The sequence below is a fragment of the Streptomyces sp. 2114.4 genome (assembly GCF_900187385.1).
GTDB lineage: Bacteria > Actinomycetota > Actinomycetes > Streptomycetales > Streptomycetaceae > Streptomyces > Streptomyces mooreae.
On sequence record NZ_FYEY01000001.1, the window covers coordinates 269338 to 285552 of the forward strand.

Here is a 16215-nt window from a genome sequence, read left to right on the forward strand (position 1 = left end):
CGCGACGGCGTCGACCGGGTGGGCGGCGCCGGTGGGCTCAGTTGCGCTCGGTCGGCTCGCCGGGGCCCGGTCCGGGCGACTGCGCGCGGCCCGGTCCGGGCGGGCCGTCGCGGCCCGGTCCGGGCGGAGCATCGCGGCCCGGTCCGGGCGGAGCATCGCGGCCCGGCCGGGTCCGTTGCAGGTCGGCGCCGGAGAGCGGTTCCAGCTCGCCGTGGGTGTCCAGCCAGTACAGGAACGCCACGGCCGGGCAGACGATCAGCACGGCGACGAGGGTGACCAGGCCTACCCACCGCAGGCTGCTCGGAGCGCCGGCGCCCTTGGCCACGGTCAGTGAAGTGGGGATGAGATAGGGACGTTGGGCGGCGCCCCAGGCTAGGACCGCCGCGGCGACGACGCCGACGGCGGTGAGCCGGGACCAGGCTCCGGACCGGCGCAGCAGGAGCCACCCGGTGGCGAGGGAACAGACTCCGGCCAGGCTGACGAGGCCGAGACCGACGCCGTGGGTGAGTCCGTGCCAGACGTGCGGGGCGTCGGTCCGGGTGACGGTCAGCATGACCACCGCGAGCACGGCGAGCGCGACGACACAGCCCAGCGCCCGCCGCCGGAAGTAGCCGACGAGGTCGGGCACCCCGAAGCGGGCGGCGTCGGCGGCCAGGAACACGGCGCCGAGGAAGGCCGTCGCCACGATGGCGATCAGGCCGAAGAGGACGGAGGTCGGGTTGGCCCAGGCATGCGCCGACGCCTCCGTGCCCGGTACGGCCCGTCCCGAGGCGATACCGCCGACGGCCGCGCCGAGGAAGAACGGGGTGAGCAGCGAGGAGAGGGCGAAGACCGCACCGTAGAGGCGCCGCCCCGCGATGCGGCGGACGGGCTTGCGCAGGGCGAAGCCGGCACCGCGCAGGACCAGGCCGACGGCGGCCAGGGCCAGGGGGAGCCACATCGCGGAGAACACGGTCTGGAAGAGGACGGGGAACCCGGTCCACATGATGACGAGGACGAAGACCAGCCAGACGTTGTTGACCTCCCATACGGGGGCCATGGCATGGTCGATGAGCCACCGCGGCCGCTTGCCGCGCTCCGTGCCGCCGGCGGTCAGGTCCCAGAACCCGGCTCCGTAGTCGGTGCCGCCGGCGCAGGCGTAGGCGGCCACGGCGAGCAGCAGCACCACGGCGATCACGGCGGCCATCACGGCCGGCCGCCCTCGGCCGGTTCCTGCCCCGGTGTGCCGGACGACGGCGGGTCACCGGCGGGCACGGGCGCGCGCGGCCCGTAGGGGGTGTCGGCCTCCGGTCCCTCGTGCCGCTCCTCCGCCGCCGGTCGCGCGTCGGCGAGCCGCCAGCCGGTACGCATCTTGAGCAGCACGGCGAGCAGCGAACCGAAGATGAACACATACACCGCCATCACCAGGCCGAGCATGATCCACAGACTGGTGGACCGGGTCGCCGTCACCGCTTCGCCGATCCGCATGTGCTGGTAGACGATCCAGGGCTGGCGCCCCACTTCGGCGGTGACCCAGCCGCATTCGACGGCGACGACGGAGGCCACACCCGCGCATGCCGCACCGCGGAAGAACCACGGTGACCGGGGCAGCCGGCGGCGCCGCAGCCGGCACCAGCCGTACCAGAGGGCGAGGAGGAGCAGCAGCGAGCCGATCACGACCATGAGATCGAAGGCCCCGTGGGCGAGGGTGGCCTGGGCCGGAGTCGGCCGGTCGCTCGCCGGTACGGAGGTCAGTCCGGTCACCTTGGTAGCGGGTCGGAAACCCGCCAGCACGGAGTCGAGTTGGGGGATCTTGATGCCACCGGAGACGGTGCCGTCGGGGTGCAGCCGGCCGAAGAGGTACTCCGGTACATGGGTGCCGGTCCGCCAGACGATCTCCGTCGCGGCGAACTTCACCGGCTGCTTGTGGAAGACCGACCGGGCGATGGAGTCTCCGAGCAGCATCTGCACGGGGGTGAACACCGCGGCGAGGGTGAAGGGAACGGTGAAGCCGAGGCGGTGGTAGCGGTCGCGGCGGCCGCGCAGCCAGCCGACGGCGTAGACGCCGGCGACGACGTAGCCGGCGGTGACCAGCATCGCCACGACGAAGTGCCAGTACTGGGGGCCGAACATGGGCGTGAAGATCGCCGACCAGATGTGGACGTCCGCCGGCTTGCCGTCGGCATCGAGGGTGAAGCCCTGGGGCGTGTTCATCCACGAGTTGGCCGCCAGGATGCCGAACGCGCCGAGCAGGGCGGCAGCGGGGAGGGGCAGGCCGAGCAGGAAGTGGGTGCGGGGCTTGAGCCTCCGCCAGCCGTAGAGGTAGATGGCGATGAGCACCGCTTCGAGGAAGAACGCCCAGGCCTCGACGCCGAATCCGATGCCGAAGACGCCGCCCCAGGTGCCCATCAGGCCGGGCCACAGCAGCCCGAACTCGAAGGAGAGTACGGTGCCGGTGACGACACCGACCGCGAACTGCACCGCCATGACCGCCGACCAGCGCCGGGCGAGGAGCAGGGCCACGGGGTCGTTCCGGCGAAGGCCGCGGTGGTGCATCACCAGGGTGATCAGCGGCAGCGCCACGCCGAGCGGCACCAGGATGATGTGGGAAGCCAGGGTGAACGCCATCAGCTGCCTGGCCGGAAGCAGTTGGGCCGGAGCGTCCGCCAGCAGTGTGACCGTGGTGTGCATGCCTTGGTGCCTTTGCTGCTCGGGACGTTCGGGAGCGGGCCGTCTCGGGGTCGTCGACGGGTGGGTCACGCCCCCGGCCCGGCCCGCCGGGCGGGACGTCCCCTGCCTGCACCGGCCTCGGCTCCCGTGCCGCACCGGCGGTGGAGTTCACGATGGCCTGCCTCCTCGGTGCTCGGCCCCGCCCCGCCGGCTCGGCACCGTCCCGCGGGCTCGGCGCCGGTCGCGCCCGGCTCGTCACAGAAGCACCGACGGGCCCGGGCGGCACGCACCGCGGGCCCGCTTTGCGCCGTTGGACCGATGATCTTCGCCCGGTCGGCCCAGCCGGGCACGGAGAAGGGCAGGCGGTCCGGCAGTTCAGGACTGCCGGACCCCCTGCCCCAGGGACCAGGACGCTGCTCTTCGCCGCCCTCCTCAGTGCGGCGCCGCGCTACGCCGTTTCATGAGCGGCGGCGCCGTTGATCTTCTCTATCGCTTGGCGGGCCTGCTCCTGAGGGGAGCGGGACGGCAGGGGCGACACCGTGGTGGACGCCACGGCGGGCTGCGCCCGCTCCTGCGCCACCGTCTTGGCATGGGTGGCCGGCGGGCGGATGCGCAGCCGCTGACTCGCGGCCTCGTCCAGGGTCACCGGGCGCTTCCAACGGGCAGCCAGCCGGGCGGCGTCCTGACCGAGCGCGGCGACGTCCTCCCACTGCAGACGAATCACCAGGGATACTTCGGCGTCGCCCTCCGGCAAGGCCTGGAGCTGCGGGATACCAGGGTCAGTCATGATGCCCTCCTCACATCGCGGACCGGTGCCCCACGGGGCACGGATATGAACAGATACGGAGCGGCCGCCGCCGGCGTTCAATTCCCGCCACCGGCAGATCATTGTCGGTTGCCGCCCGGGTACGGCCCACCGGCCCGCCCGGAAGAGGCCGCGCGCGGAGGTGCGGATTCCGTGGTGCACGATGGGGGGCGGAACGGTGAGCGGGTGATGACCGGTGATGAGTCTGCAACGGCTTCTCGGCTCCGTCGGGCCGGCCGTGCTGTCGGGGGTGTGCGCCCCCGGAGGCACCGCGGTCCCGGTGGGCGATGTGGTGATCGCCGAGCCGGACGGCGGTTTCGATCTGCGCCCAGGGGACCTCGTTCTCGGAGTGAATCTCACGGATCGTTCGCAGGCCCTGCGGCTGCTGTCGTCGTGCGCCGCCCGGTCGGCCGGTGCGCTGCTGCTCAAGGCCCCGGCGGCGGTCGACGAAACGGTGGTCACGGCCGCGAGCGCCGCGGGACTGCCCTTGGTACAGGTCGAGCAGCAGGCCGGCTGGGCACAGGTGGTGTCCCTGCTGCGCGCGGTGCTCGACAGCGAGGGTTACGCGGATTCCGGCACGGGGGCGGTCGGAACCGAGGCGGGTGATCTCTTCGGGCTGGCCGACGCGATCGCCGCCGTGATCGACGCGCCGGTCACCATCGAGGACCGCAGCTCACGTGTCCTTGCCTACTCCGCCCGGCAGGAGCGCGGCGACGAGGCACGGGTCGCCACGATCATGGGACGGCATGTCCCCGACGACGTGAACGCCCACTTCCGCCGGCACGGGGTCTTCCGCAGGATCGCCCAGGACACCGGCCCCATCTACGTCCCCGCGGTGGTGGAAGGGACCAAACCCCGGCTGGTGGTACCGGTGCACGCCGGCGGGGACGTGCTCGGCTCGATCTGGGCGATCGTGCCGGGGCCGGTGCCTGCCGCGCGGGCCGAGGCGTTCGCCGACACCGCGGCGATGGCCGCCCTGCATCTGCTGCGCCGGCGGGCGGGCGCAGATGTGGAGCGCCTTGTCCTGACCGACATGGTCGCCACGGTGCTGCACGGCCAGGAGGGGGCGGCGGACGCGGCGCGGCGTCTGGGGCTCGCCGCGGGCCCCTGGCGGGTGATCGCCGTGGGGGTGCGCTGCGAGGACGACGAAGAAGCGGAGCGGCAGCGACTGACGGTGTGGGAGCGTATGTCCCGGTTCCGCGGGTCTCGTCTTCGGTCCCCCGCGGCGATCATCGGCGGGGTGGTGTACGGGATCGTTCCGGCGGAGATGGCCACCTGGCCCACCGACGGGGGGCCGGCTTGGCTGGAGACGCTGTGCGGGGCCACCGGGCAGCCCGCCCCGCTGGTCGCGGTCGGCGGACTGGCGGCGTCGGTCCCCGGGCTCGCCCGCTCGCGCGAGCAGGCCGACGACACACTCGACCTGCTCCGGACGGGGCTGATCGCCAGCGCCCAGGCCGTCCACGACGAGGTGTGGGCCACGGTCGTCCTCCGCCATGTCGCACGCTCCGCCGCGGCGGCACGGATCACCGGCGTCGGGCCGCTGCAGCAACTGGTGGACCACGACGAGGCGCACGGCACGAATGGTGTGCCGACGCTTCACGCCTGGCTGCTGGAGATGGGCGACCCGCGGGCCGCCGCGGCCCGCCTGCACATCCACCCCAACACCCTGCGGCACCGGATGCGCCGCCTCCAGGACGTCGTGGCGCTGCCACTGGACGACCCCCAGGTCCGTACCGCGCTGCTGCTCCAGCTCACCGCCCGCCAATACGGCGGGGAGGCCGGCGCGGAGGCCCACTCGGCCTGAGTCCCGGTCGGCCGGAGTCCCGCTCGGGCCGAGGCCCACTCGGCCCGAGCGGCAGGCCGCCGCCGTTCCCGCCTCCCGTTGTGCCCGTCCCACTGCCGAACGCCCCGAGACGGTGCCGATCGAACGATGACGGCCCGTTCCCCCGCCGAAACCATGGCTCCACCCGCAGCTCATCGGGCACCAACGGATTCCATGGAAGGACGGTCATGACATTCGGCATTCCCCGCGAGGCCGAGAGCGCCGTAGCCGGACACGGAGCGGCAGCAACCGCCGTCGCGGACGTACGGCCCCCGGCTGGGCCCGGCGCGACGGCCGGAGGAGCAGCCCCGGCCGCTCCCCCGGCTCCCTCAGCAGCACCCCCGGCTCGCTCAGTGGCGCCCCCGGCCGGCGGATCGGCGTTCGACCACCACGGCGGGGAGGCGTACCGGCCCGGAACACCGCACGCCCAGGCCCGCATTGATCTCGCGGCGATCCGCGCCAACGTCAGCCGGCTGTGCGATGCGGCGGGCTCCGCCGAGGTGATGGCCGTGGTCAAGGCCGACGGCTACGGGCACGGCATGGTCGCGGCCGCCCGGGCGGCGCTCGCGGGTGGCGCCACCTGGATCGGTGTCGCCGGGATGCGGGAGGCGCTGGCACTGCGCGCGGCCGGTGTCCCCGGCCGGCTGCTCGCCTGGCTGCTGACGCCAGGGGACGACTGGAATTCCGCGGTGGCCGCCGGGGTCGACCTGTCAGCCGGTGCCGAGTGGGCGGTGCGGGCGGCGGTCCGGGCGGCGCACGCCGTGGGCCGGCCCGCGCGGCTGCACCTCGAGGCGGAGACCGGGCTCGGGCGCGGCGGCGCCACGGCGGGCGACTGGCCGGCGCTGGTGGACACCGCGGCGCGCGCCGAAGCGGCCGGGGCCGTCCATGTCGTCGGCGTGTGGTCGCATCTTGCGCGGGCCGATGAGCCCGGACACCCCGGCTGTGACCGGCAGGTGGCGAACTTCCGCAGCGCTGCCGAGCTCGCCCGGCGGGCCGGTCTCACCCCCGAAGTCCTGCACCTGTCCAACTCGGCCGCCACCCTGACCCTCCCGGAGGCACGCTTCGACCTCGTACGTCCCGGGCTCGCCGTCTACGGGCTGAGCCCGGTGCCCGGCCTGGCCGGACCGGCGGAGCTGGGGCTGCGCCCGGCGATGACCCTCACCGCACGGCTCGCCTCCGTCAAGCGGGTACCCGCCGGGCACGGCGTCTCCTACGGACACCGCTATCGCACGCCCCGCGAGACCACGCTCGGTCTGGTTCCCGTCGGTTATGCGGACGGCGTTCCCCGGCATGCGTCCCAGGCCGGTCCGGTGCTCGTCGCCGGCCGACGGCACAGGGTGGCGGGCACCGTGTGCATGGACCAGTTCGTCGTCGATCTCGGCGACGTGCCCGCCACGCCCGGAGACGAGGTCGTGCTCTTCGGGCCCGGCGACCGCGGGGAACCCGGCGCGCAGGACTGGGCCCGCGCCGCTCACACCATCTCGCACGACATCGTCACCCGTATCGGCGCCCGCGTTCCGCGCACCTATACCGACGGCACGGTGTCCGACACCCGCTGAGCCGGCACCGACACCGGCGGCACCGGTACCGACACCGACACCGACACCGACCACCGTCCCGCCCGTTGGACCACCGACACGGTCCACCCCTTGCCCCACCTTCACCTCCTGCCTCACTCCCGCCTCCGCCTCAGCCTCCGCCCCCGACGAGAGAGTCCCCGCCATGACCTACCGCCTTCCACCGTCCCCGCCAGGCCCCACCGGCCACGACGACCCCGGCGCCGAACACCTCCACCGGGGTCTGCAGCCCCGTCACATCCAGATGATCGCCATCGGAGGAACGATCGGCGTCGGACTGTTCCTCGGCTCCGCCGAAGCACTCCACGAGGCCGGTCCGGGTCTGCTGCTCACCTACGCGCTGGCGGGCATCGTCGTCTTCTTCGTGATGCGTGCCCTCGGTGAGCTTCTGGTGTACCGGCCCGTGTCCGGCTCGTTCGCCACCTACGCGGAGGAGTTCATCGGCAACTGGGCCGGGTTCGCCACCGGCTGGAGCTACTGGCTGATGTGGGTCGTCACCGGTACCGCGGAGCTGACCGCGGCCGGGATCTACGTCCGCTACTGGTGGCCCGGTGTGCCGCAGTGGCTGCCCGGCCTCATCGCCCTGGCAGTCCTCGGCCTCGCCAATCTCCTGGCGGTCCGGCTGTTCGGCGAGTTCGAGTTCTGGTTCGCCATCATCAAGGTGCTCACCATCGTCGTCCTGCTGCTCATGGCCGCCGCCATCCTGATCTTCGGCTTCGGCCCCCTGGGGAAGACCGCGTCACTGAGCAACATCTGGACGCACGGCGGCTTCTTCCCCCACGGCACGGCCGGACCACTGCTCGCCCTCCAGGTCGTCGTCTTCGCCTTCGTCGGCGTCGAACTGCTCGGTGTGACCGCCGGGGAGAGCAAGGACCCCGAAAAGACCCTCCCCTCCGCCGTGCGCCGGGTGATCTGGCGGATCGCGCTGTTCTACCTGGGCGCCCTCACGGCGGTCATGGCGCTGGTCCCCTGGACCCAACTCGACCCGGACGTCAGCCCGTTCGTGCTCGTCTTCGCCAAGGTCGGGGTACCCGCGGCCGCGGGTGTGGTGAACATGGTCGTGCTGACCGCGGCGCTGTCCTCCTGCAACAGCGGGGTGTTCTCCACCGGCCGCATGCTGCTCACCCTGGCCCGGGACCGGCACGCGCCGGCCGTGTTCGGACGGGTCAGCCGCCAGGGCGTCCCCGCGGCGGGCATTCTCGCGTCCATGGCCGTGATGCTGCTGGGCGTGGCAGCGAACTACTTCGTCCCCGAGGAGGCCTTCGCGTACGTGACGAGCGTCGCGACCATCGCGGCCGTCTTCACCTGGGGAATCATCGTCTGCGCCCATCTGCGCTACCGGGCGGCGGTCCGCGCCGGGCAGCTCCGGCAGGTCGCCTTCCGTATGCCGCTGGCACCCGCCTCGAACTACTTCGTCCTCGCCTTCCTCGGTCTCGTTCTCGTCCTGCTCGGCTTCGGCGCCGAGAACAGAATCGCGCTGTACGTGGCTCCGGTGTGGGCGGCGATCCTCGTGGCCGGCTACCGCCTCACCCATCGCACCCGGGCCGCCGGCCCCCGGGGCGTGACACCACCCGATGAGGAGCGACCGGAGACGTCACGGCTTACCTGAACGGTCTGAACGGTCTCAAGAGTCTGAACGGCCCCGATGACTTCAACGGCTTCAACACCCTGACCGGCGGTGAACAGCCGGTACGGCCAGGGGCGGAACGGCAGGTACTTCGGGGGCGTTGTCGATGTCGTCGGCGGTCAGCTTGAAGCTGTCGGGGTACGCATCGCGCCGGGTACGGCGGTCAGGTTCGCCGGTGCGCCAGCAGTACAGGCACCGCCCGCACTGCAGAACGTCCCAGACGCCGGGGACGGGCGAGGTGAACAGGTGCTCGATGACGGTGTGCGCACAGCGTGGGCAGCAGGTGGCGGCATCGGTCATGGCGTGCTGTCCCTTTCGTGAAGTGGGAGGGGCGGGAGAGGAGATGTGCGGGATGCGGGATGGCGCCACGTGAGGTGCACCCGGGTGCCCTCAGCGGCGGGCGGCGAGCTGCTGCAGCTTGGCGAGCCAGACGCCCGTCTCGGGCAGGTCGCGGACCTGGTTGCCGTAGGTGCCGCGGCCGTCGGGGGCGACGGGGGTGGTGGCGTCGATGATGAGCTTGTCGACGATGCCGGGCGGCTGCGCCTGCGGGGCCAGTTCGGGGACGGGCATATGAGGGACCTGGACGAGGTCGCCCGCCGGGTTCATCTTGGTGGACAAGGCCCACATCACCTGGGGCAGATTGAAGGGGTCGACGTCCTCGTCGACGACGATGACGGTGGTGGCGTAGCCGAGGCCGTGCGGAGTGGTCAGCACCCGCGTACCGACCGCCTTGGCGAAGCCTCCGTAGCGCTTCTTCGTCGAGACGATGACGACCAGTCCGTGGGTGTACATGGCGTTCACCGCCTGGACCTCGGGGAAGTCCGCCTTCAGCTGCTGGTACAGCGGCACGCAGGTGTTGGCGGCTATCAGGTAGTCGACCTCGGTCCACGGCATTCCGAGGTAAAGGTGCTCGAAAACGGGGTCGGTACGGTAGGAAATCTTGTCGATGCGGAGGACGGGCAGCCTGCGACCGCCGGAGTAGTGACCGGTGAACTCCCCGAAGGGGCCCTCGATTTCGCGTCGGCGGCCCTCGATGACACCTTCGATGACCACTTCCGACCCCCACGGCACCGGGAGGCCGGTCAGCGGGGCCTTCGCGAGCGGGGCCGGGGCGCCGCGCAGGGCTCCGGCCAGCTCGTATTCGTTCTCGTCGTACTTCATCGGGGTCGAGGCGACGAGGGAGATGACCGGATCGTTGCCGACGGCGAGGGCGACCGGCAGGTCCTCGCCGGCCTCCTCGGCCTTGCGCAGATGCCGGGCGAGGTCATGCATCGGCACCGGCTGCAGTGCGAGCCTGCGCTTGCCCTTGACCTCGATGCGGTAGATGCCGACGTTCTGTTTGCCGCTGTGGCCGGGATCCCCGGGATCCTTGGAGACGACCGCGGCCTTGTCGAGGTAGAAGCCTCCGTCGCCGTCGTTGAGGCGGATCAGCGGGAGCACCTGGAAGATGTCGGCCGCCTCGCCGTCCATGGTGTGCGCGGCCCACGGCGGATCGCTGCGCCACTCGGGCGCGACGGGGAACCTGGCCCAGCGGCGAATGAACTCCGCCACTTGTTCCTTGGGTCCGGTCTCCTTCGGCAGGCCCAGCGCGAGGGCGTGATTGGCCCAGGAGCCGTGCACATTCATGGCGATACGGGCATTGCTGAAGCCCCGCACGCGGTCGAAGTACAGGGCCGGCGCACCCGGCAAGGCCTCGGCCGCCAGCCGGTCGAAGTGGCTGGTGACCACGTCCCACGCGCGCCGCTCCCCCAACTCAAGTTTCAGATAGTTCACTTCGGCATCATTCATTGCCCGTGGCCTCTGGAGCCTCTACGTTGAGCGCGCCTGAATTCAGCTCAGCCCGCCGCTCCTGTGACGGGCTTCGGGAGGAACCCCACATGCGCTCACACACCTCCACCGACATCCGCAGACACCTTTCCCTACGCACCGCGGTGACCGCCGGCCTCGCCGCGGCGGTGCTGGCGGCGACGGCCGCCGCGGCCCCAGCCGCTACGACCCCGGGCGCCGCCACCCCGCCCCCGCCGGGGCACCGCACCCAGCAGGTCGAGTACTTCACCGGAGCGGCCGGTCACCCCCGGCACACCACCGTCCCGGCCTCGGAACCCCTCTCCCCCGCCGACCGGGCCGCGATCGCCGGCGACGGCGACGTCACCTCGATCGTGCAGAACGGCCCGGTCGGCGCCAAGCTCGATGTGGTCTTCGTCGGGGACGGCTACACCGCCGCCCAGCAGGAGGACTTCCACGCGGACGTCCGCGCCAAGTGGGCCAAGATCTCGGCCGTAGAGCCCTACGCCTCGTACGCCGGATTGTTCAACGTCTGGGCCGTCGATGCCGTCTCCAACGAGTCCGGTGTCTCCGGGGACCCGACGCAGGACGTGGTCCGCGATACCGCCCTCGACTCCGCCTTCTTCTGCGAGGGTACCGAGCGGCTGCTGTGCGTCGACACCGGCAAGGTCGAGTCGTACGCTTCCAAGGCCCCCGCCGCGGACCTCGTCGTGGTGCTCGCCAACTCCACCAAATACGGTGGTGCGGGTTACAACGACATCTCCTCTCAGGCCGGTTACGACGGGATCGCCACCGCCTCCTCCGACAACGACCGGTCCGATCAGATCGCGGTGCACGAGACCGGCCACTCGCTCGGCAAGCTCGCCGACGAGTACGCCTATGGCCAGTCCGGCACCTACTCCGGCCCCGAACCGGCCGAGGCCAACCTGACCACCTTCTCCGCCGACGAGATGACCGGTCAGCGGCAGAAGTGGTACCGCTGGATCGGCCAGGAATCGCCGGACGGCGGAGCGGTCGGCGCCTTCGAGGGCGGCGGCTACTACCCGTACGGGCTCAACCGCCCCACCGAGAACTCGATCATGCGGACGCTCGGCCGGGAGTTCAACCTCCCCGGCCGCGAGGCGATGATCGCGGGCTTCTACCGCTACGCGAGCGTGCTGAGCAGCACCGTGGCCACCGACCGCGCCATACCGCGCACGACGCGTATCCATGTCGGCGCACCCGCCTCCGCGAAGGTGAAGTGGTACGTCGACGGCCGCGAGCGCAAGGCCGCACGCGGCAGGTACACGGTGGTGGTGCGGGCCCTCGGCGTCCCGGCCGACGGCCGCACCCACACGGTCACGGCCAGGGCCACCGACCGTACGGCCGCGGTCCGTGACCCGGCGCTGCGCAAGCAGCTCTCCGGGAAACTGAGCTGGCGGGTCTTGTCCTGACCGCCAACGGGCCAGGCATACCGGACGAGAAGCCGATGCCCCGGAGCGCGCGGGTCAGCGCGGTGCCGCGAGGTCCTGGGTCCACCAGGGCCCGCCCGCTCCCTGGACGACGCCGATGCCGACCGACGTGAACGTGCAGTTGAGCAGGTTGTCACGGTGCATGGCGTCGCCCATCCAGTCGTTCACCGCCGCCGCGGCAGTGCGCGGGCCCCGGTCGAGGTTCTCGCCCCAGCTGCTCCACTGGTATCCGGCGGCGTTGATCCGCTCGTCGGGGCCGGTACCGTCCGGGGCGTTGTGCTCGTAGTACTGACGGGCCGCCATGTCGGCGGAGTGGCGCCGCGCCGCGGTGTGCAGTCTCCGGTCGATGTGCAGCGGCCCGCAGCCGGCCCGGTCCCGCCGCCGGTTGATGAGTGAGGTGGCCTGTTCTTCCAGGCTGGGCGCGGCGGGGGCAGGCCGGGCGGACGGGGTGGGCGACGCGGTGGCGGTCCGCGTCGGGGACGGAGTGTGCGTGGGAGTGGGTGTAGGTGTGGGGTCCGGCGTCGGCGGGGGTGAGGGCGCGGTACGGGCCGCCTTCGGCTCGTCCCTCCCTGCGTCCTTCCGTTCGGCCGGCGGCGTACCGGGCGACCACCACAAGGCGGCGGTGACGGCCACGGCGAGCGTGGCGGTGCCCGTCACGACGGTGCCCTTCTTCACCCTGCGAGGCCGGGGCAGCCGCTTCGGCAGAGGGTGTGCGCCGGGTACGCCGGACGCTCCGGGGACGCCGGGTGCGCCGGACGCCCCGGGCGCCTCGGATGCTCCAGGCACTCCGGACGCGCCGGACACATGGTGCGCAGGCGCCGCGGTCGCCGTCGCCGTAGCGGCGGTGGGGGCCAGGGCGGCCGGCGGAGCGAGGTGCGCGGGCAGCGGCAGCAGGGCGAGGCCGGCCAGCAGTCCTTCGGCGGGCACGAGATCGTTCCAGTGTCCGGAGCAGGCCGCGCACCGGCGGGCATGGCGGGATATGCGTTTGCGCCAGAGGGCACAGGGTTCGTTGTCCCATGTGGCGGTCACCTGGGCCAGATCGGGGCACGGCGGACTCGCCGAGAGCGCACGGACCACCACGCGTCCGGCCTCCAGCTGCTCCTTCATCCGCTGCACCCGGACCGCCGCGTGGCGGGAGTCGATACCGACGGCGGCCACCAGCTCCGGCCTGGTGATCTCCCCGGCGGCCTCCAGCCACCACAGGGACAGCAGTGACCGGTCCCCCTCGTCCAGCCACCGGGTGGCCGCGGCCACTTCACGGCGCTGGCCGGACAGTCCGAGTTTCAGGATGGTCAGGTCCACGAAATCGGCGGCGCGGTCGGCCCGTTCCGGCGCCTGGTCCCAGCCGACAACGGGTGCCTTGCGGTCGGCGGTCCACCGGCGGCGCACCTGGTTCATGGCGATCGCCACCAGCCAGGAGCGGAAGGACGCCGGCTCCCGCAGGTCCGACAGCGACTCCAGGACCCGCAGCATGGTCTCCTGCACCACGTCATCGACGTCCGCATGGCCGTCCAGTGCACGCCCCACGACGTTGTAGATCAGCGGCAGGTAGGAGGCGATCAGCTCCTCCCGGGCATGCTCGTCCCCGGCCTTGGCGGCCTCGACAGCCGCCGTCCCGTTTTCCTGCTTCACGCCCATTCACCCTGTTCATCCGTGCGTACTCGTAGCCCCCGCACTCAGGTGACCCCGCGAGCCCGTCGCAATAACAGAAAAACCTACGCGGATCCGGGAAGCGGCCGCGCCCGGAGCCACGCGCGGGGCTCAGTCCCGTGCCGAGGCCCGCCACGCGTCATGGATGCCGGCCGACCCGCGGCGTGAGGGCCGAGAGGCTGCGGCACGACCTCCGAGGAGGCCACCGTGGAGACCGTTGAGGAAGACACGAAAAAACTTCCGAGCTTTTCGTTATCCGGGTCCGTTCCCGGGATCTCCCATGTGTCGGCCCCCACGGACCACGCGCCACGTGGCTCCGCCCGGCCGGCAGATCCCCAGCCCCCACAGGAAACGGAACCATGAACAACGACCACCTGCAGACGGAGTTCCACGACGAGGCCCCGACGGGCGGCGGCCGCCGGGCGAACGGCTCCGCCGCACCGCGGCGTTCCGGCCCGTCCGGCCCCGGCGGCCGCTCAGGGGGCCGGCACGGACGGAGCGGCGGTCAGCACCGCGGCGGCTCTCACCCCCGGCGGAACGCGACGCTGCTGGCCGTGGCCTCGGTGATCGTGGTGGGCGCCTCCGGCGTGGCGCTGATACGGTCCGGCTCCGGAACCGACCAGGCGCTCGCGGCAGACCAGTCCGCGCCGGTGGCTCCGACCGCCACGACCTCCACTCCCCCGGTGCCGACCGCCTCGCGCCCGGCCAAGAGCCACCGGCCCTCGGCCTCCCCGTCCGAGGCGGAACGACACGGCAAGCGGCACTCCGCGCCCCGGCCGCACGCCTCGCGCACCGGCCGCAGCGCGGACACCGCCCAGAGCGCAGAGCCGCGCGCGGCCCGTCCCGAGTCGGGAACGGGGGCCGCCGCCCCGGCCGGAAACCGGGCCGCGACGGGCACCGCCGCGGCGTTCGCGCAGAAGATCGTCGAGCTCGTCAACGCCCAGCGGGCGCAGCACGGTTGTGGTCCGCTCACCGTCGACTCCCATCTGCAGGTCGCGGCGCAGGCCCACTCGGACGACATGGCGGCCCGCAACTACTACGAGCACAACACCCCGGAAGGCGTGGACCCGGGAACGCGGATGACCAAAGCCGGTTTCGCGTGGAGCAGTTGGGCCGAGAACATCTTCAAGAGTCCCAAGGATCCGGCGACGGCGATGAAGGGCTGGATGGAGAGCCCGGGCCATCGCGACAACCTCCTCAACTGCTCGTACAAATCCACCGGCGTGGGCGTCAATCTCAGCGCCAACGGCCCCTGGTGGACTCAGGACTTCGCCACTCACTCCTGACCGGCCCCACATCCCGGTGCCGCCCCGGCGCTTCGGCGGCCGGGGCGGTACCGGGGCTCGAACCTCGCAGGTCAGCCGCCCGCAGGGGCGAAGGTCCGCCCGAGGAAGCCGTCCAGGCTGCGGCGGGCCGCCACGCCGTGCGGACCGGCGAAGATCTCGGCTGCGTGGAGAGCACCGGGCAGGACGGTGACCTCGGCCTTCGGAAAACCGTGGGCGACCTCGCGCAGCTTTCCCTCGTCGGAGAGCGGATCGTCGGCGGTGCCCAGGAGCAGCAGTTCGCCGTCGTAGGAGGTACCGCTCCCGGCGGTGTAGCCGCCCAGGGAGGCCAGCGGGCTGATGCCGGCGACTCCGGCGGGGCGGGCGGTGCGGTCCGTGAGCATGCCGAGCATGAGCGTGCCGCCCAGGCAGCCTCCCACCCAGGCCACGCTCGTGGTGCCGCGCGACCGCAGCAAGCGGGTCGCGTCGGCCACGGTCCGGCGGCGGTCCCCGCCCCAGTCGAAGGTGACGACGTGGTAGCCGCCGGCCGCGAGCCGCTTGGCCTCGGCCGCCCATTCGCAGGCATCGCCCCAGGAGATGGGGGCGAAGACGACACCGTGCGGACCGCTGCCCACGGTGACCAGACGGCCGCGGCCCGCGGAACCGGGCAGACGGTACGCGGTGGCGCCCCGGACGCCGCGGAAGCACGACGGCAGCCGGTCCGGTGCGGCGCTGAACTCTGCCATGCCGGCGGTTCCTTCCTTCGTGGAGCGATGGGTTTGCGCCATCGCGCTCCCTGGCGGCGCCGGGTCGCCGGCACGGCCGGCGCAGGCGGAGGCGCCGGTCAGAGCCAGGGCCAGGACCGCTCTCATGGCCAGAGCACGCTTCGACTCACGAGGAAACACGGGAGAAGCATAGAGGAAAAGCATTGAGAAAAGCTATATTGAAAGGTACTTGGAAAGCTTTTCACCATGCCCACATCTGGCGACCACACAGTCTCCCCAGGTCAGAGGGTGCCTGTCCGGACGGTGGGATATCTTTGTACTGAGCTATGAGGAAGAGGGAAGGCGGTTCACGGTGGAGCCTGACCACGTAGACGAGATCATCTCGGCATGGGGACACGAGCTGCCCGAAATCGCCGGTCTCCCGCTGGAACTCGCCAAACGGACCGCCCTGTTGGTGTCGGCCTTCGACGTCGCGGCAAGTGCCGAACTGGAGAAGCTGGGGCTGACCCAGGCCGAGTACGGAGTGCTCGCCACCCTGCGGCGGATCGGCGCTCCCTACCGCCTCAAGCCGACCGAGCTCACGCACGCACTCCTGCTGTCCTCCGGTGGGACCAGCAATATCATCAAGCGCCTGGTGGCCGCCGGCTATGTCACGCGCGCGGCGGCCGAGGACGATGCGCGCAGCAGCTGGGTGCAGCTCACGCCGAGCGGGGTGGAGACCGCCGAAGCGGCGGTGCGCGCCACCACCGCCGTGCATGCCCGGCTCGTCGACCGCATTCCGGAACGCACCGCGAAGGCCCTCAGCGAGCAGTTGCGGATCGCGCTCGCCGCCATCGAGGAAGGCGTGCTGATCCGCCGCTGA

Annotated in this window: 13 protein-coding genes; 6 read left to right on the forward strand and 7 right to left on the reverse strand. The window is 72.0% G+C overall.

Going from position 1 to position 16215, the window contains the following annotated elements; genetic code table 11:
• Nucleotides 1-37 precede the first annotated feature (37 nt).
• The 3 genes from CFW40_RS01185 to CFW40_RS01195 form a co-directional block, all read right to left on the reverse strand.
• A complete protein-coding gene (locus CFW40_RS01185; protein WP_088795965.1) occupies nucleotides 38-1186 on the reverse strand; it encodes a cytochrome d ubiquinol oxidase subunit II in 1149 nt (382 codons plus the stop codon).
• The gene (locus CFW40_RS01190) at nucleotides 1186-2670 is read right to left on the reverse strand and encodes a cytochrome ubiquinol oxidase subunit I (protein WP_088795966.1); all 1485 of its coding nucleotides are present in this window, start codon (nucleotides 2668-2670) and stop codon (nucleotides 1186-1188) included. The genes CFW40_RS01185 and CFW40_RS01190 overlap by 1 nt, the downstream gene beginning before the upstream one ends.
• A gap of 427 nt (nucleotides 2671-3097) precedes the next feature.
• Nucleotides 3098-3436, reverse strand: coding sequence for a hypothetical protein (locus CFW40_RS01195; protein WP_088795967.1), 339 nt, complete (start codon nucleotides 3434-3436; stop codon nucleotides 3098-3100).
• A gap of 217 nt (nucleotides 3437-3653) precedes the next feature.
• On the opposite strand from CFW40_RS01195, the gene CFW40_RS01200 reads away from it, so the two are divergent.
• The 3 genes from CFW40_RS01200 (at nucleotide 3654) to CFW40_RS01210 (ending at nucleotide 8462) form a co-directional block, all read left to right on the forward strand.
• Nucleotides 3654-5258 carry a CdaR family transcriptional regulator gene (locus CFW40_RS01200; RefSeq protein ID WP_218136812.1) on the forward strand — a complete coding sequence of 535 codons (1605 nt, stop codon included), beginning with the start codon at nucleotides 3654-3656 and terminating at the stop codon, nucleotides 5256-5258.
• A 371-nt stretch (nucleotides 5259-5629) separates the two neighbouring features.
• Entirely contained in the window at nucleotides 5630-6835 is a 1206-nt protein-coding gene (gene alr, locus CFW40_RS01205; protein ID WP_371127166.1) for an alanine racemase, read from the forward strand.
• 163 nt (nucleotides 6836-6998) lie between these two features.
• Nucleotides 6999-8462 carry an amino acid permease gene (locus tag CFW40_RS01210; RefSeq protein ID WP_088795970.1) on the forward strand — a complete coding sequence of 488 codons (1464 nt, stop codon included), beginning with the start codon at nucleotides 6999-7001 and terminating at the stop codon, nucleotides 8460-8462.
• Between the two features lie 51 nt (nucleotides 8463-8513).
• On the opposite strand, the gene CFW40_RS01215 is transcribed toward CFW40_RS01210, so the two are convergent.
• Together CFW40_RS01215 and CFW40_RS01220 are read right to left on the reverse strand one after the other, a co-directional pair.
• Nucleotides 8514-8780, reverse strand: a complete 267-nt coding sequence (locus tag CFW40_RS01215; protein ID WP_088795971.1) for a non-oxidative hydroxyarylic acid decarboxylases subunit D — start codon at nucleotides 8778-8780, stop codon at nucleotides 8514-8516.
• Nucleotides 8781-8870: 90 nt separating this feature from the next.
• A complete protein-coding gene (locus CFW40_RS01220; protein WP_305523821.1) occupies nucleotides 8871-10208 on the reverse strand; it encodes a non-oxidative hydroxyarylic acid decarboxylases subunit C in 1338 nt (445 codons plus the stop codon).
• A gap of 149 nt (nucleotides 10209-10357) precedes the next feature.
• Here CFW40_RS01220 and CFW40_RS01225 point away from each other — a divergent pair, with 149 nt between their 5' ends.
• Complete coding sequence (locus CFW40_RS01225; protein ID WP_088795973.1) at nucleotides 10358-11698, forward strand: M64 family metallopeptidase; 1341 nt, start codon at nucleotides 10358-10360, stop codon at nucleotides 11696-11698.
• Nucleotides 11699-11752: 54 nt separating this feature from the next.
• Here the strand turns inward: CFW40_RS01225 and CFW40_RS01230 are convergent, their stop codons facing one another.
• Nucleotides 11753-13348: a sigma-70 family RNA polymerase sigma factor gene (locus CFW40_RS01230; RefSeq protein WP_088801832.1), complete on the reverse strand. Its 1596-nt coding sequence runs from the start codon at nucleotides 13346-13348 to the stop codon at nucleotides 11753-11755.
• A gap of 377 nt (nucleotides 13349-13725) precedes the next feature.
• Between CFW40_RS01230 and CFW40_RS01235 the strand changes: the two genes are divergently transcribed.
• Nucleotides 13726-14652 carry a CAP domain-containing protein gene (locus CFW40_RS01235; RefSeq protein WP_088795974.1) on the forward strand — a complete coding sequence of 309 codons (927 nt, stop codon included), beginning with the start codon at nucleotides 13726-13728 and terminating at the stop codon, nucleotides 14650-14652.
• A 71-nt stretch (nucleotides 14653-14723) separates the two neighbouring features.
• Here the strand turns inward: CFW40_RS01235 and CFW40_RS01240 are convergent, their stop codons facing one another.
• Nucleotides 14724-15374, reverse strand: a complete 651-nt coding sequence (locus CFW40_RS01240; protein WP_088795975.1) for an alpha/beta fold hydrolase — start codon at nucleotides 15372-15374, stop codon at nucleotides 14724-14726.
• A 331-nt stretch (nucleotides 15375-15705) separates the two neighbouring features.
• Here CFW40_RS01240 and CFW40_RS01245 point away from each other — a divergent pair, with 331 nt between their 5' ends.
• A complete protein-coding gene (locus CFW40_RS01245) occupies nucleotides 15706-16215 on the forward strand; it encodes a MarR family winged helix-turn-helix transcriptional regulator (protein ID WP_176956618.1) in 510 nt (169 codons plus the stop codon).

Coding starts and splice junctions, on each gene's coding strand:
- CFW40_RS01190 (WP_088795966.1), bottom strand. CDS start 2,670: ATGCACACCACGGTCACACTGCTGGCGGACGCTCCGGCCCAACTGCTT.
- CFW40_RS01210 (WP_088795970.1), top strand. CDS start 6,999: ATGACCTACCGCCTTCCACCGTCCCCGCCAGGCCCCACCGGCCACGAC.
- CFW40_RS01195 (WP_088795967.1), bottom strand. CDS start 3,436: ATGACTGACCCTGGTATCCCGCAGCTCCAGGCCTTGCCGGAGGGCGAC.
- CFW40_RS01235 (WP_088795974.1), top strand. CDS start 13,726: ATGAACAACGACCACCTGCAGACGGAGTTCCACGACGAGGCCCCGACG.
- CFW40_RS01185 (WP_088795965.1), bottom strand. CDS start 1,186: ATGGCCGCCGTGATCGCCGTGGTGCTGCTGCTCGCCGTGGCCGCCTAC.
- CFW40_RS01240 (WP_088795975.1), bottom strand. CDS start 15,374: ATGGCAGAGTTCAGCGCCGCACCGGACCGGCTGCCGTCGTGCTTCCGC.
- CFW40_RS01225 (WP_088795973.1), top strand. CDS start 10,358: ATGCGCTCACACACCTCCACCGACATCCGCAGACACCTTTCCCTACGC.
- CFW40_RS01215 (WP_088795971.1), bottom strand. CDS start 8,780: ATGACCGATGCCGCCACCTGCTGCCCACGCTGTGCGCACACCGTCATC.
- CFW40_RS01200 (WP_218136812.1), top strand. CDS start 3,654: ATGAGTCTGCAACGGCTTCTCGGCTCCGTCGGGCCGGCCGTGCTGTCG.